A 15,032-nucleotide genomic window follows, 5' to 3' on the forward strand; every position below is an offset into this window, starting at 1 on the left:
AGGTAAGGCCGAATAATGTCCAACTTCCCGTTCCTCTCGGTGCTGACCGTGGCGCCGCTGGTCGGCGCCCTGGTGGTGGCGTTGCTGCCGCGCAGCCGGCCGGACCTGGCCAAGCTGGTGGCGTTCGGCTGGTCGCTGCTGGTGCTGGTGCTCTCGGTGGTGATGTGGTTCGCCTTCTCCGCCGGCGGTGACCGGTTCCAGTTCCGCGAGTCGTACCCGTGGATCCCGAACTGGGGCGTGCGGTTCACCTTCGAGGTGGACGGCATCGCGCTGGTCATGCTGATGCTGATCGCGATCCTGGTGCCGCTGGTGATCCTGGCGTCCTGGCACGACGCCGAGTCGTCGAAGCGCTCGGTGCCGGTCTACTTCGCGCTGCTGCTTGTCCTCGAGTGCACGATGATCGGCGTCTTCGCCGCCGCCGACGTCTTCCTGTTCTACGTGTTCTTCGAGGTCATGCTGGTGCCGATGTACTTCCTGATCGGCAGCTACGGCGGCCACCAGCGGCAGTACGCGGCGGTGAAGTTCTTCCTCTACTCACTGGTCGGCGGCCTGTTCATGCTGGCCGCGGTGATCGGCCTCTGGGTGGTCGGCGGGAAGACCTTCGACTGGCAGGCGCTGAGCCAGGCGGAGTTCGCCACGAATACCGCCCGCTGGCTGTTCCTCGGCTTCTTCATCGCCTTCGCGATCAAGGCGCCGTTCTTCCCGTTCCACACCTGGCTGCCGGACGCCGGTGGCGCCGCCCCGGCCGGGGCGGCCGCGCTGCTGGTCGGCGTGCTGGACAAGGTCGGCACGTTCGGCATCCTGCGCTACTGCCTCCCGCTGTTCCCGGAGGCGTCGCGCTGGTTCGCGCCGTGGGCGCTGGCGCTGGGGGTCATCGGCATCATCTACGCCGCGCTGCTGGCGGTCGGGCAGAACGACCTGAAGCGACTGGTGTCGTACACCTCGATCGCGCACTTCGGGTTCATCGGCGTGGGCATCTTCGCCTTCACCACCCAGGCCGGCACCGGCGCGGTGCTCTACATGCTCAACCACGGGCTCGCCACCGGCCTGCTCTTCCTGGTGGTCGGCATGCTGATCGCCCGGCGCGGTTCGGCGCTGATCAGCGACTTCGGCGGCGCGGGCAAGCTGGTGCCGGTGCTGGCCGGCGTGCTCTTCTTCGCCGGTCTGGCCTCGCTGGCGCTGCCCGGCACCGCGCCGTTCGTCTCCGAGTTCCTGGTGCTGATCGGCACGTTCACGGTCAACAAGCCGGTCGCGGTGATCGCCACGCTCGGCATCATCCTGGCCGCCGCGTACGTGCTGTGGATGGTGCAGCGCACCACCCAGGGCACGCTGAACCCGGCGCTGACCGAGGTCGAGGGCATGCGCCGGGACCTCACGCTGCGCGAGAAGGTCGTCGTCGCGCCGCTGATCGCGCTGATCGTGCTGCTCGGCTTCTATCCGAAGCCGGTCACCGATGTCATCAACCCCGCCGTCCAGGCGACCATGCAGGACGTCGGCAAGTCCGATCCCGCCCCTGAGGTCGGCAGCGTCCAGGAGGCTTCGAAGTGAGTGAACTGAAGCTGCCGTCGATCGACTACGCGGCGCTCGCTCCCATCCTGATCATGTTGGGCGCGGCTCTGGTCGGCGTCCTGGTCGAGGCGTTCGTGCCGCGCCGCCTGCGCAACGGGGTGCAGCTCGGCCTCGCCCTGCTGGCGGTGCTGGCCGCGATCGCCATGGTGATCCTGAACTCCGACGACCGGCTGATCACCGCCGGTGGCGCGATCGCGGTGGACGGGCCGACGCTGTTCCTCCAGGGCGCCATCCTGGTCCTGGCCGCCATGGCGCTGCTGCTCGTCGGCGAGCGCGCGGTGGAGCGGGGCGGCGCGTTCGTGGCGCACGCGGCGGTCACCGCCGAGTCGCCCGAGGACCGCAAGCAGGCCGAGGGCGTCGGCGGCGCCACCGAGGTCTACCCGCTGATGACGTTCGCGATCGGCGGCATGCTGATCTTCGTGGCGGCGAACGACCTGCTGACCATGTTCATCTCGCTCGAGGTCTTCTCGCTGCCGCTCTACCTGCTCTGCGCGCTGGCCCGTCGCCGGCGGCTGCTGAGCCAGGAGGCGGCGATGAAGTACTTCCTGCTCGGCGCGTACGCGTCGGCGTTCTTCCTGTTCGGCGTCGCCCTGATCTACGGCTTCACGTCCGGGATCCCGGGCCGGGGCGCCGGCGTCGACTTCGCCACCGTGCACGCGGCGGTCGGCCAGTCCTCGTCCAGCCAGGTGCTGCTCTTCGCCGGCATGGCGCTGCTCGCCATCGGTCTGCTGTTCAAGGCCGCCGCCGCGCCGTTCCACGTCTGGACGCCCGACGTCTACCAGGGCGCGCCGACGCCGGTGACCGGCTTCATGGCCGCCTGCACCAAGGTCGCCGCGTTCGGCGCGCTGCTGCGGGTCTTCCACGTCGCCTTCGCCGGCGCCGCCTGGGACTTCACCCCGGTGCTCGGCGTGGTGGCGGTGCTGACCATGCTGGTCGGCGCCGTGCTCGCGGTCACCCAGACGGACATCAAGCGCCTGCTGGCGTACTCGTCGATCGCGAACGCCGGCTACCTGCTGGTGGGTGTCCTGGCGCCGACCAAGTCGGGGCTCTCCGGCACGATGTTCTACCTGGCCGCGTACGGATTCTCGGTGCTCGCCGCGTTCGCCGTGGTGACGCTGGTGCGGGACGCCGACGGCGAGGCCACCCACCTGTCCCGCTGGGCCGGGCTGGGTCGACGCTCGCCGTTCTTCGCGGCGGTCTTCACGTTCATCCTGCTGGCCTTCGCCGGCATCCCGCTCACCAGCGGCTTCACCAGCAAGTTCGCGGTGTTCGGGCCGGCCCTGGAGGCGAACCAGGCGTGGCTGGTGATCGCCGGCGTGCTGACCAGCATGGTGCTGGCGTTCCCGTACCTGCGGGTCGTGGTGATGATGTGGCTCTCCGAGCCGGGCGAGACGACCCCGACGGTGGCCGTGCCGGGCGCGCTCACCTCCGCGGCCCTGGTCATCGGCGTGCTGGCCACGCTGGTCCTCGGCGTGGTCCCCGGGCCGCTGCTCGACCTGACCACCGGTGCCGCCGAATTCGTCCGATGACCGAGCGGATCCTCCGAGGGCCGGTATGCCGTGGCGTGCCGGCCCTCGGCCTCCATCCCCCTCGCCGAGCAGGTCGAACGGGTGTGGCATGGTTGAAGACGTGGTGAACCCGGCTGGCGAGCATTCAGGTCAGTTCGGCGCGCTCGGCCTGCACCTCGCCGACCCGCGCGTCGAAGCCTCCGTGCTGGGCGTGCTCGACCGGGTCGAGGCGCACCTGCGGGCCAGCGTGGCCAGCGCGGACCCACTCGTCACCGAGGCGGCCCGGCACCTGCTCCAGGCCGGCGGCAAGCGGTTCCGCCCGTTGCTGGTGGCGCTGGGCGCCCGGTTCGGCGACCCGGAGGCCGCGCAGGTCGTCCCGGCCGCCGTGGTGATGGAACTCACTCACCTGGCGACGCTCTACCACGACGACGTGATGGACGAGGCGGCCGTGCGGCGGGGCGCCCCGAGCGCCAACTCCCGCTGGACCAACTCGGTGGCCATCCTGGTCGGCGACTACCTCTTCGCCCGGGCCGCGGACATCGCGGCCGACCTGGGCCCGGAGGCGGTCCGGTTGCAGGCGCGCACGTTCGCCCGGCTGGTGCACGGCCAGATCGCCGAGACGGTCGGGCCGCGGGACACCGACCCGGTCGCCCACTACCTGCACGTGATCGCCGAGAAGACCGGTTCACTGATCGCCACCTCGGCCCGCTTCGGCGGCATGTTCGGCGGCGCGTCCCCCGAGCACATCGAGGCCCTGGCCGGATACGGCGAGATCATCGGGGTGGCGTTCCAGCTCTCCGACGACCTGCTGGACATCGCCAGCGAGTCGGTGGAGTCCGGCAAGACACCCGGCACCGACCTGCGCGAGGGCGTGCCCACCCTGCCGGTGCTCTACGCGCTCGCCGCCGACGACTCGGACGCGGCCAGCGTGCGGCTGCGGGAGATCCTGGCCACCGGGCCGCTGGTCGACGACGCGCTGCACGCCGAGGCGCTGACCCTGCTCCGCGAGTCTCCGGCGCTCAAGCGCGCCCGGGAGACGGTGCGCAGCTACGCCGAGGACGCCCGCGCCCGCCTCGCCCCGCTCCCCGAGAGCCCGGCCCGCCGCGCCCTGGAATCTCTCTGCGACTACATCGCCGACCGCACCAGCTGACCGGTCAGGCCGCTCCCGGGCCGCCGGGGTCACCGGGACCAGCGCCCGCGTCGCGCGCGTCGGCTCCTTCACTGTCACGGAACGTAGTCCCCGCTGGGAAGAGATCGCGTTTTGCACGATATACCGCTGAGTCATAAATATGACCAGGCGGTATATCGCTCGAACGTGGCGTCTTCCTTGCGGGGGGCTCGCCACCGGCAGCCTGCCCCCGCGGCGCCAGGGCATCCCAGGGATCACGCCGGGCCGAGGGCGCCACGGCGGCCCCGGGCGCTGCGGGCCGCGGCGCGACACCCGGGCGGCCGGTGGCAGGTCTCGCCGAATGCGCCGTACTGCCGGAGGGGCCGGTCAGGCGGTGCGGGACAGGCGGCGGGCGCCGAGGAGCATGAGCAGGGCGGCCAGGAGCATGGCCACGGCGGCGGTCAGCCACATCGCGGGGTAGCCGGCGGCGCCGGCCAGCGTGCCGAGGCCGAGCGGGCCGAGGCTGCCGCCCGCGTACACCCCGGTCTGGGTGATCGAGGTGGCGGCGGCCGGGGCCTGCGGGTGGAGGCGGACCACCGCGAAGGTCATCAGCCCGGGCCAGGCCCAACCGAGACCGAACCCGAGCACCACGCCGGCGACCAACGGCACCGGGCCGACCACCGACAACAGGGCCAGCCCCACGGCACCGGCCACCAGCAGCCCGGCGATCAACCCGACATGCCCGCTCGCCCGCCGGTCGGCGAACCAACCCACCCCGATCCGCGCGACCACGCACACCGCGCTGCCGAGCGTCAGGGTCAGGCCGGCCAGGGCGGGGGAGAGCCCGCGCGCGGCCGACGAGTCGACCAGGAACGTGCCCAGCGCGTTCGCCGCGGCCGCCGCCAGCGTCGCGGCCAGCCCCACCACCACGAGCGGCCCTCGCCCGCCTCCGCCGCTCCCGGGGGCGGCGCGGCCGTCCCGTTTCCGCTCGGACCGGGGTACGGCCGGGAGGGCGGCCAACGCCGCCCCGGCAGCCGCGACGAAGGCCCAGCGCCATCCCGCGGTCAGCGCGACCGTCGGCACCGCCACGCCCGCCAGCAGCGCGGAGACCGGGATGGCGGCCTGCTTCACGCCGAAGGAGAGGCCCTGCCGCCGCGCCGGCACGTGTGCGGCCAGCGCGGCATTGCTGGCGAGCTGGCCGAGGGCGTTGGCGGTGGCGCCGATCGCGAGCAGCGCCACCAGCACCGGGTACGACCGGGCCAGCGTCGCGACGGCCAGCAGCGAGCCGGCGGAGAGCAGGATGCCGGCCCGGGCGACCGGGGCCGGCCCGTACCGCTCGACCATGGCGCCCGAGGGCACCGAGGCCAGGGCGCTGACGCCGAAGTAGACCGAGACCGCCAGGCCCAGGCCGGCGGGGCCGAATCCCAGCTCGTCGCCGAGCTGCACGGCCAGGCCGCCGACCAGGAAGACCGGCAGGACGCAGGCGACGGTGGTGATGGTGGCGCCGGCACCGACCCGGACCGCTCCTCCGGCCGACGTCGGAGCGGTTCGCGACATTGTTTCGGTCATCGTCGCCAACCTACGCCTGCCGAGTTTTGGCTGCTGATCGTGTCTGTCGGTGCACGGTGGGTGTCCGGTGATCTGGCATCCTCGATCCGAACAGGCATTTCGCACTCGGCCTGTTTTTCATATGGTGTAAGTCCCCGGCGGCGGAGGTGGTTGTGCGCGACCCCCTGGCGGAACCTTCGGACCTGATCCGCAGCGTCTCCCGCGCGCTTCGAGTGCTTGAGTCGGTCGGCCGTGCGCCGAGAGGGCTCACCGTGAAGCAGATCGCCCGCCGCTGCGAGTTGACCGTCGCCACCACCTACCACCTGGTGCGCACGCTGGCCTACGAGGGCTACGTGATCCGGCGCGAGGACGGGACGTACATCGTCGGGCTGGAGGTGGCCGACCGCTACCGCGAGCTGGTCACCGCGTTCCGGGGGCCGCCCGCGGTGGGCGAGGCGCTGCGGCGCGCGGCCGTGGACACCGGCTGGAGCCACTACCTGGGCCGCTTCGTGGGTGGTCAGGTGGCGGTGACCGCGTCCGCCGAGGGGCCGCGCTCACCGTTCATGGAGGACCTGGTCCCGGGCTTCGACGAGGGCGCGCACGCCACCGCGCTCGGCAAGAGCCTGCTCGCCACGCTCACCGCCGAGCAGCGCTTCCGCTACCTGCGCGAATACGGTATGCGCCCGTTCACCACCGCCACCCTGACCACGGTCGAGGCGTTCGAGGCCGACCTGGCCGCCGGCGACCGGCGCGGCATGCAGTTGGAGCTGGGGCAGTTCCGCCAGGGCGTGGCGTGCGCCGCGGTGCTGGTCACCCCGGACAAGGACATCGAGCGGCGGGTGGTGCTGGCCTGCGCGCTGCCGGCCGGCGAGATGATGACCTCCGCCCGGGTGGTCCGGGCGAAGCTGCTCACCGCGGCGCGGTCCATCGCCGACGGGATCGCCACCGAGAACTAGGAGGGCCACCACCCTGGTGGGGTGGCGGCCCTCCAGCGGACGGTCCAGCGCCGGACCGCCCCGAGGTTGGCTCAGCTGCCGACCGGGCCCCCATCGAGGCGCCAGGTGACCACCACGCCGGGCTTGGCGAAGTCGCCGTCCGGCCAGGTGGAGGCCGGGTTCTCCACCGAGGCGCCGGAGATCTCGCCCGGGTGCTGCACGGCCACGAAGACCGACCGGTTGTCCTTGGTGATGAACGGACCGCAGGTCTCCGCGCCGAGCGGCACCGTGAGGAACTGCTTCAGGTGCCCCCGCTCCGGGCCCTCGACGGCGGTGGCGAAGAGCCCGTCGTTGCTGCCCAGGGCGTTGCCGTCGGTTGAGATCCAGAGGTTGCCGGTGGCGTCGAAGGCGACGTTGTCCGGGCAGGAGATCGGGGAGACCTTGGTCTTGTCGTACCCGGCGAAGTAGGTCGAGGCGTCCGCCGGGTCGCCGCAGACGATCGGCAGCGACCAGGCGAAGGTGTCGGCGGTGTTGTCGCCCCGGTCCTCGACCAGCTCCAGGATCTGCCCGTGCTTGTTGGCGTTGCGCGGGTTCGCCTCGTCGGCCGGCGCCTTGCCGGCCTTGCCCCGGTCGGTGTTGTTGGTCAGCGCGACGTAGACCTTGCCGGTGAGCAGGCTCGGCTCGACGTCCTCGGGCCGGTCCATCTTGGTCGCGCCGACCTTGTCGCCGGCCAGCCGGGTGAAGGTGAGCACGTCGGCGGCGGTCATGCCGTCGACGTACGAGCGGTTGCCGCTGACCAGCTTGATCCAGCGACCCCGGCCGCCGAAGCCGCCGTCCGCGGGAAGCGTGCCGCTGCCGTCGATCTCACCGGGGCTGTCGCCGGTCAGCGCCGCGACGTAGAGCGTGCCCGACTCCAGCAGCGTCAGGTTGTGCTTGCGGGCCACCCAGGAGTTGCCCGGCATGAACTTCTTGTCCGAGACGAACTTGTAGAGGTAGTCGAAACGCTCGTCGTCGCCCATGTACGCGACCACGTGTCCGCTGCGGGCCACGATGACGTTCGCGCCCTCGTGCTTCACCCGGCCCAGCGCGGTGTGCTTGCGCGGCCGGGCCTGCGGGTCGAACGGGTCGATCTCGACCACCCAGCCGAACCGGTGCGCCTCGTTCGGGTGCTTCGCCAGGTCGAACCGCTCGTCGGCCCGGTCCCACTTGCGGCTGCCGCTCGGGTAGCGCACGTCGGTGGGGATGCCGTAGCGGGCCAGCTTCGGCTTCAGCTCCTCCGGCGCGCCGTCGCCGCCGACGAAGTACTGGTTGAAGTTCTCCTCGCCGGAGAGCACGGTGCCCCACGGGGTGACGCCGCCGGCGCAGTTGTTCAGCGTGCCGACGACCGTGCGGCCCTTCGGGTCGGCGGCGGTCCGCAGCCAGGCCGAGCCGGCGGCCGGGCCGGTCAGCTCGAACTTCGTGGCCAGCGCGGTGACCCGGCGGTTGTACTCCCGCCGGCCGCGCCGTGCCGGCCGCCACTGTCCGGTGTTCTCCACCCGCTCCAGCTCGACCACGGACATGCCGTGGGCGGCCATCGCCACCCGCAGCTGCTCCACGGTCAGCGCGTCCTGGCCGGTGAAGCCGGGGAACATCAGGTCCTCGTTGGTGTACTCGTGGTTGACCACGAGCAGCGCGCGCTTGCGGTCGATCGGCAGCACGCCGACGAAGTCGTTGTTGTAGCCGAACTGCTTGGCCTGCGCGGCGGCGCTCTGGTGGCGCTCGTCGAACGCGGGCGCGCCGGGGACCACCTCGTCGCCCCACTTGATGACCACGGCGTGGTCGTACCCGTTCGGCACGACCAGCGTGTCCAGCTTGTTCGGCGGGATCGGCTTGAAGGTCAGCGCGCCGCTGCCCGGGCGTGCGGTCGCGGCGACGGCCTCGTCCGTGCCCGGGGCGGTCGGGGTGGCGGGCGCGGCGGCGGCCGGGGCGGCGCCGGCGAGCGCGCCGGCGGCGGCGCCGCCGAAGCCGAGCACCAGCGCGCCGACCGCGCCGGCCCGGACCACGCCGCGCCGGGTGACCTCGGCGTCGACGAGGTCGCCGAGGTACGGGTTGTCGGTGGGGTTGGGCACCGGGTGGTCGCACGCGTTGCCGCACCGGTACAGACAGGTCATCGCGTCGCGGCTGCCGTGGCGGGTGCCACCCAGCAGCGGGAGCAGGCGAGGACGGTCGCTCATGAGGTGGAGCCTCCTGATCGGACGTCGGAAGGCGCACACGGGCGATCGGCCCGCGCGCGTACCTGCCGGACGGTGCCAGGGCGCGGTGAGCGGGTGTCGGCCCGAATGTGAACCGGACGTGAACAGCTCCGGCGTGACCTGCGGCTGAACCGTTCGGCGTCACGGCACGTATGGAAGGGCGGACGCACCGCCCGCCACGGGCGGACGCATCGTCGGTCTCCCCGCCGCCGGAAGCGAGGTACCGCCATCAGTGACCACGACGCCCAGCTGCTGCGCGCGCTGCACGACGAGCATGCCGACGCGCTGTTCGCGCACGCCCTGCGGCTGGTCAACGGCGATCGGCCACGTGCCGAGGACCTGGTGCAGGAGACGCTGCTGCGGGCCTGGCGGCACCCGGAGTCGCTGGATCCGCGGCGGGGCTCGGTCCGCGCCTGGCTCTTCACCACGGCGCGGAACCTGGCCATCGACGCGTGGCGTCGCCGCTCGGCCCGGGTCGGCGAGGTCTACACCGACGAACTGCCCGAAACCGCCGAGACGGTCGACGAGACGGAGCGCGCGGTGGAGGCGTGGACGGTGGCCGAGGCGCTCAACCGGCTGAGCCCGACCCACCGCGAGGTGCTGGTCGAGTGCTTCTACCAGGGGAGGTCGGTGGCGGAGGCGGCCGCCCGACTGGGCGTCCCGCCGGGCACGGTGAAGTCGCGCACCCACTATGCGCTGCGCTCATTACGGTTGGTGCTGGCCGAGATGGGGGTGACCGGATGACCCGCTGCGAGTTCGCGCACGACGACGGGGCCTACGTGCTGGGCGCCCTCGCCCCGGCCGAGCGCGCCGCCTACGAGCGGCACCTGGCCGGCTGCGCCGCGTGCCGGGAGGCGGTCGCCGAGATCGCCGTGCTGCCCGGCCTGCTGGGCCGGCTCGATCCGGCCGGGCTGGAGCAGTTCCTGGAGGTCGGGCCGGAGACCAACCGGGTGCCCGCGCTGCTCGACGCCGCGCGGGAGCGGCGGCGCCGCGAGCGGTCCCGCTCCCGCCGGCGGTACGCGGCGACCGCGCTCGCCGCCGCGGTGCTGGCGGTGCTCGCGGGTGTCGGCGTGACGCTGGTCCGGCCGCCGGCCGAGCCGGCCACCCGGCAGGTGGCGCTGACCGCCATGCGACCGGTGGCCGGGACCGCGCCGGTGCACGCCGAGGTGGGGCTGACCGAGACGCCCTGGGGCACCGAGGTCACCATGCACTGCGGCTACGACCGGCGCGCCGGGCACCGCGAGGCGTACACGTTCCGGCTGGTGGCGCACGGCCCGGACGGCGCGACGGAGCAGATCGGCTCCTGGCTGGCCGCTCCCGGCGACGACCTGCGCTTCTCCGGCGTCACCCGCTTCACCAGGGGCGAACTGGTCCGCCTGGAGCTGCAACGAGGCACCGAAACCCCCGTCCTCGCCTACGACCTTCGCTGACCCTCCCACTGCGGCGATCTTGCACTTTCGGCCCTCGGTTCGGGTGCATCGCCCCTTTCGTCCGGGCACAAACCGCAAGATCAGCGCGCGGGGTCAGGGGTGGGGACGGGGGTGCGGGTGCGGTGGGTGTGTCGCAGGGCGTCGGCGGTGAAGACCAGGAGGGCCAGCCAGACCAGGGCAAAGCCGGCGAGCCGGGCGGGGGGCATCGGCTCGTGGAAGATCAGCACGCCGCAGCCGAGCTGGAGGATCGGGGCCAGGTACTGCAACATGCCCACGGTGGACAGCGGCAGCCGGTTCGCCGCGCCGGCGAAGAGCAGCAGCGGGATCGCGGTGGCGGCGCCGGCCAGCACCAGCAGCGCGGTGTGCCCGGTCGAGACGTGCCCGAACGTCGAGTCGCCCCGGGCCGACAGCCACGCCAGGTACGCCAGTGCCGGCAGCGCCAGCACCGCCGACTCGACGAAGAGCCCCTCCACGGCGGGCAACCCGAGCCGCTTCTTGACCAGGCCGTAGCCGGCGAAGCTGAACGCGAGCGTGAGCGCCAGCCAGGGCAGCCGGCCGTAGTCGACGGTGAGGACCGCCACGGCGAGCGCGCCGACGCCCAACGCCGCCCACTGCCCGGGGCGCAGCCGCTCCCGCAGCGCGACCACGCCGAACAGCACCGACACCAGCGGGTTGATGAAGTAGCCGAGCGCGGTCTCCACCACCCGGTCGGAGTTCACGCCATAGATGTAGGTGCCCCAGTTGACCGCGATCAGCGCGGCCGCGAGCGCGATGCCGGCCAACGCGCGGGGTCGCCGGGCCAGCGTGCGCAGGAAGCCGACGTGGCGCATCGCGGCCAGCACCAGCGCCACGAACGCCACGGACCAGACGATCCGGTGCGCCAGGATCTCCACCGGCCCGGCCGGTCGGAGCAGCTTCAGGTAGATCGGGAAGAAACCCCAGAGCAGGTACGCGCCGACGCCGTACAGATAACCGAGGCGGAGCTGGTTCACCCGCCCACCGTAAGTGGCGAATCGGGTCCCTGATCCTTTCCGGTGACCGGCGTCACCCGCTGGTCCAGCTCCATGTACCGATCCGCCGCCACGGGCTGGAAGCCGAGCTTCCCGTACACCCCGTGCGCGTCCAGGGTGGCCAGCAGGATCCGGCGCAGGCCCAGCTCGGCCAGGTGGTCGCGGACGCCGCCAGCCAGCCACGTGCCCAGCCCGCGACCGCGTTCGGCCCGGTCCACGTAGACGTCGCAGAGCCAGGCGAAGGTGGCCCGGTCGGTCACCACCCGGGCGACGGCGACCTGCCGGCCGTCACCGGGCCGGTAGACGCCGAAGCCGATCGAACCGGCGAACGCGCGGGCGACCGTCTCCCGCTCCCGTCCGAGCGCCCAGTAGGCGTCCGTGGCGAGCCAGGCGTGCACCCGGTCCAGGTCGAGCCGGTCCGGGTCGGTACTGAGCTGGTAGCCGTCTGCGCGGGTCAGGGTGAACACCCGGCCGACGTTAGTGCCGCCGCCCGGGTCGCTCGCCAGCCAATTCCCGCTCGCTGGCCCGGCCGGCGTCGTGGGCGCCGGCCGGGCTCGCCGGACCTCAGTCGCGGTCGAGGACGGCGCCGAGAATCCAGGTGACGATGCCGACGAAGAGCGCGCCCAGCACCGCCGCCGGCCAGAACCCGTCCACGTGGAAGGGCAGCCCGGCCTCACCGGCGATCCAGCTCGTGAGCAGGAAGAGCAGCCCGTTCACCACCAGCGCGATCAGGCCGAGGGTGAGGAGGTAGAAACCGCAGCCCACGGTCTTGATGATCGGCTGGAGCACCGCGTTGACCACGCCGAAGATCACCGCGACGAGGACCAGCGTGGTCACCGTCTCGGTGGCCGAATCGGAGTCGAGCGTGATGCCCGGGATCAGCAACGTGGCGAGCCAGAAGGCCACCGCCGTCGTAGCCACCCGGATCAGTAGACCCTTCAGGAAATCCATGGCGGGGATCGTGCCACGCCCGTTCCCCGCGCGGAACCCGTGCGACCGGCTCAGCGGCGGGTCGGACGACCGACCAGTTGCGACTCGACCGGCGTCGGCGAGAGCAGCGCCCAGCGCAGTGCCCGCCGGTTGACCACCGCCACCATGTCGTCTCGGATCCGGGTGAGCCAGTCGGCGGAGCCGCCGAGGCCGAGCGCGGTGCCCGCCAGGGCGGCCTCGGTGGGGTCGAGGGGTTGCAGGACGGCGAGGTCGGCGCGGGCCAGCGTCGGGGCGTCCGCCGGGATCAGCTCGTCGCGGACCACGAGCACGGACTGCCAGGCCGCCGCCGGACCGACCTCCGGCGGTACCGGGCCGGCGTCGACCACCAGCAGCAGCGGGTGCAGCGGCGACCCGGGCGCGCCGCCGGCCGGCCGCCCCGGCGGGAGCAGCGGCACCCCGCCGGCCGGCGCCCCGAGTCCGCGCACGAACCCCTCCCAGGCGCGCGGCCGCGCGGTCTGCACCGCCACCCGGGCGCCGAGGGCCAGCGCCCGCAGCACCAGCAGCTGCGCGGCGGGCACCCCGCCGACCAGCACCATCCGGGTCGTCGCGGGCCGGAACAGACGTACGGTGAGCGGGCCGCCGCGGCGGTTCGCGCCCACCACCAGCCCGCACCCCCCGACCGGCAGGTCCAGACCCGTCGGCGGCGACCCGGTCGCGGGTGCGCCGGCACCGCCGACCGCCAGTGGCAGGGTCGCGGCCAGCCCGGCCAGGTGCTCGCCGTCCAGTCGCCGCAACTCCGCGCCCGCGTCGCCGGCCACCCGGCGCAGCGCCCGCTCGGCCACCGTCAGCGCCGGCGCGTCGTCGGCGGCGACCCGCACGGTCAACCCGGCCGGCGCCGGTGCGGAGCCGGTGTGCGGGCCGACGCAGAGCGCGACGGTGGTGGCGGTGCCCGGAGTGGCCAGCAACCGGGACAGCAGGCCCCGGGCCGCCTCGCCGCGTGGATCGGGCCACCGGCGCAACCGCCAGGTGGCCTGCGGCAGCCCGCCCACGGTGAGCAGCGGCCACGTCTCCCGGACCGGTGCGCCGGCCTCGTGGTGGGCCATCTCGGCGATCACCCGCAGCGCCGCCGGCGCCCCCAGGGGATGTCCGCCGAGCGGGCCGAGCCGGTGGGCCGTGCGTCGGACGGTGCCGGCGAGCGCCCGCAGCAACTCGTCGTCCGACCAACCGTCGGCACGGAGCACCCGGATCGCCAGCACGACCCGGGTCCGCCCGGCGATCCGGCCGTCGGTGAGCTGCCGGTAGGACGTGCCGGCGGGACCGGCCGCGACGGCGGGCGTCGGTGCGGGCGACGCCGAGAGGATCAGTTGCAGCCGGACCGGCGGACTCTCCGGACCCGTCGGGGGAAGCAGGTCGAACGGGGACGGCAGTGCCTCCGGGCGGTCGCCGAGCAGATCGTCCGGATCGCCGAGCTCCAGCAGCGCGGTCAGCCCGGCCGCGTCGTGCAGCACGGCGGCGGGCCCGCCGGCCAGTTCCGCGGCCTGCACCACCGTGCCGGGAGCGACTAGGTCGAGCAGCGCCGCCGGATCGGCGGCCGGCGGCAGCGCACGCCGACGGCTCAGGTGGGCGGCGCCGACGCCGAGCCACTCGTGCAGCCAGCGGCCCCGGACCCGGACCCAGGCGGCGGGCAGCAGCAGCGTGGCCAGGAGCAGCGCGACGGCGGTCACCACCACGCCGCGCCCGACCGCGGCCACCAGCACGGCCGCCGCGATCTGGGTCGTCACGACCTGACCGGCGCGCACCACGGGTGCGCCCACCCGCGTCCACTGAGGAGGCGCGCTCGCCGAGGGCCGCTCGGTCGTGCTCGCGGTCACCGCACCTCCCCGCCCGGTCCGACCTGTGACGCCGCCGTGGCTCATCGTAGTGGGAGCGTTGTCCACAGGGGAGGCCCGGGGGGTAGCAGAACTGAAGTGAGACGGCTACCGTCAGCGACGAAATCGTCGTTCGCGCTCCCCGCCGTCCCTCTTCCCCCTCCGGGGACGGCGGGCGCGCACCGGCGAGTCCACGGTGGTCACACGGTGACCGACCACGACCGAGGAGACGAGGTGACGTCCGGGATGTCCCAGACCCAGGCAGAAGCCGCGGTGATGCAGCAGACCGCCGGGAGGTTCGAGCAGGTCGACCAGTCGCTGCAGACCATGTTGAGCGGCCTGATGGCCGAGCTGGAGGTGCTGCAGCAGGCCTGGCGGGGCGCCGGCGGGCGCTCGTTCGAGCAGGTCAAGCAGCAGTGGGCGCAGGACCAGGCGACCCTGCAGCGGGCCCTGCGCGAGACCGCCACGGCGATCCGCACCGCGGGCCGGCACTACGACGTCTCCGACACCGAGGCCGCCGGCCGGGTGGCGGGCACCAACCGCGGCATCCAGCTGCCGCTCTGACCATCGGAAGGATCGAACCCATGGAGCACGGTGTGCTGGTCGTCAACTTCGCCGCCCTGCAACAGGCCGGCGCGGACATCCAACGGGCGCTGACCACTCTGGAGAGCCAGCTCGGGCAGCTCGAACGGGACGCGGCGCCGCTGGTGTCGAGCTGGACCGGCGCGGCGCGGGAGGCGTATGAGCAGCGGCAGGCCCGCTGGCGGGCCGCCTCGCAGGACCTGCAGGCGATGCTGCGGGACATCAAGCTCGCCGTGGAGGACTCCGCGGCCGACTACCTCGACACCGAGAAGCGCAACGCCAACCTGTTCCAGTGAGCCCCGGGCGCGGCCCG

General features: G+C 73.3%; 14 protein-coding genes. 8 read left to right on the forward strand and 6 right to left on the reverse strand.

The window, feature by feature from the left end; translation table 11 throughout:
* Positions 1 to 15: 15 nt before the first annotated feature.
* The 3 genes from O7600_RS20760 to O7600_RS20770 all read left to right on the forward strand — a co-directional run bounded on the left by O7600_RS20760 (position 16) and on the right by O7600_RS20770 (position 4,227).
* Entirely contained in the window at positions 16 to 1,548 is a 1,533-nt protein-coding gene (locus tag O7600_RS20760) for an NADH-quinone oxidoreductase subunit M (protein ID WP_099162913.1), read from the forward strand.
* The gene (gene nuoN, locus O7600_RS20765) at positions 1,545 to 3,098 is read left to right on the forward strand and encodes an NADH-quinone oxidoreductase subunit NuoN (RefSeq protein ID WP_281589782.1); all 1,554 of its coding nucleotides are present in this window, start codon (positions 1,545 to 1,547) and stop codon (positions 3,096 to 3,098) included. Before O7600_RS20760 ends, nuoN begins: the two co-directional genes overlap by 4 nt.
* An 88-nt stretch (positions 3,099 to 3,186) precedes the next feature.
* The gene (locus tag O7600_RS20770) at positions 3,187 to 4,227 is read left to right on the forward strand and encodes a polyprenyl synthetase family protein (RefSeq protein WP_281589784.1); all 1,041 of its coding nucleotides are present in this window, start codon (positions 3,187 to 3,189) and stop codon (positions 4,225 to 4,227) included.
* A 345-nt stretch (positions 4,228 to 4,572) separates the two neighbouring features.
* On the opposite strand, the gene O7600_RS20775 is transcribed toward O7600_RS20770, so the two are convergent.
* Positions 4,573 to 5,754, reverse strand: a complete 1,182-nt coding sequence (locus tag O7600_RS20775) for an MFS transporter (RefSeq protein ID WP_281589786.1) — start codon at positions 5,752 to 5,754, stop codon at positions 4,573 to 4,575.
* Positions 5,755 to 5,906: 152 nt separating this feature from the next.
* Here O7600_RS20775 and O7600_RS20780 point away from each other — a divergent pair, with 152 nt between their 5' ends.
* Positions 5,907 to 6,689, forward strand: a complete 783-nt coding sequence (locus O7600_RS20780; protein ID WP_091583655.1) for a helix-turn-helix domain-containing protein — start codon at positions 5,907 to 5,909, stop codon at positions 6,687 to 6,689.
* A 71-nt stretch (positions 6,690 to 6,760) separates the two neighbouring features.
* Here the strand turns inward: O7600_RS20780 and O7600_RS20785 are convergent, their stop codons facing one another.
* Positions 6,761 to 8,881, reverse strand: a complete 2,121-nt coding sequence (locus O7600_RS20785; RefSeq protein WP_281589789.1) for a PhoX family phosphatase — start codon at positions 8,879 to 8,881, stop codon at positions 6,761 to 6,763.
* Between the two features lie 246 nt (positions 8,882 to 9,127).
* Between O7600_RS20785 and O7600_RS20790 the strand changes: the two genes are divergently transcribed.
* Together O7600_RS20790 and O7600_RS20795 are read left to right on the forward strand one after the other, a co-directional pair.
* A complete protein-coding gene (locus tag O7600_RS20790; RefSeq protein WP_091583649.1) occupies positions 9,128 to 9,643 on the forward strand; it encodes a sigma-70 family RNA polymerase sigma factor in 516 nt (171 codons plus the stop codon).
* Positions 9,640 to 10,329, forward strand: a complete 690-nt coding sequence (locus tag O7600_RS20795) for a zf-HC2 domain-containing protein (protein WP_099162910.1) — start codon at positions 9,640 to 9,642, stop codon at positions 10,327 to 10,329. Before O7600_RS20790 ends, O7600_RS20795 begins: the two co-directional genes overlap by 4 nt.
* Before the next feature lie 80 nt (positions 10,330 to 10,409).
* On the opposite strand, the gene rarD is transcribed toward O7600_RS20795, so the two are convergent.
* The 4 genes from rarD to eccE all read right to left on the reverse strand — a co-directional run bounded on the left by rarD (position 10,410) and on the right by eccE (position 14,140).
* Entirely contained in the window at positions 10,410 to 11,321 is a 912-nt protein-coding gene (rarD, locus tag O7600_RS20800; RefSeq protein WP_281589792.1) for an EamA family transporter RarD, read from the reverse strand.
* Positions 11,318 to 11,806 (reverse strand): GNAT family N-acetyltransferase, encoded by a 489-nt coding sequence (locus O7600_RS20805; protein WP_281589794.1) that lies wholly within the window; start codon positions 11,804 to 11,806, stop codon positions 11,318 to 11,320. Before O7600_RS20805 ends, rarD begins: the two co-directional genes overlap by 4 nt.
* 97 nt (positions 11,807 to 11,903) lie before the next feature.
* Positions 11,904 to 12,290: a phage holin family protein gene (locus O7600_RS20810; protein WP_091583634.1), complete on the reverse strand. Its 387-nt coding sequence runs from the start codon at positions 12,288 to 12,290 to the stop codon at positions 11,904 to 11,906.
* A gap of 50 nt (positions 12,291 to 12,340) precedes the next feature.
* Complete coding sequence (gene eccE, locus O7600_RS20815; RefSeq protein WP_281589797.1) at positions 12,341 to 14,140, reverse strand: type VII secretion protein EccE; 1,800 nt, start codon at positions 14,138 to 14,140, stop codon at positions 12,341 to 12,343.
* A 243-nt stretch (positions 14,141 to 14,383) separates the two neighbouring features.
* Here eccE and O7600_RS20820 point away from each other — a divergent pair, with 243 nt between their 5' ends.
* Positions 14,384 to 14,701, forward strand: a complete 318-nt coding sequence (locus tag O7600_RS20820; protein WP_091584343.1) for a WXG100 family type VII secretion target — start codon at positions 14,384 to 14,386, stop codon at positions 14,699 to 14,701.
* Between the two features lie 20 nt (positions 14,702 to 14,721).
* Positions 14,722 to 15,015: a WXG100 family type VII secretion target gene (locus O7600_RS20825; RefSeq protein ID WP_099162906.1), complete on the forward strand. Its 294-nt coding sequence runs from the start codon at positions 14,722 to 14,724 to the stop codon at positions 15,013 to 15,015.
* The last annotated feature ends 17 nt before the right edge of the window (positions 15,016 to 15,032 follow it).

Source organism: Micromonospora sp. WMMA1998 (genome assembly GCF_027497375.1).
Lineage (GTDB): Bacteria > Actinomycetota > Actinomycetes > Mycobacteriales > Micromonosporaceae > Micromonospora > Micromonospora sediminicola.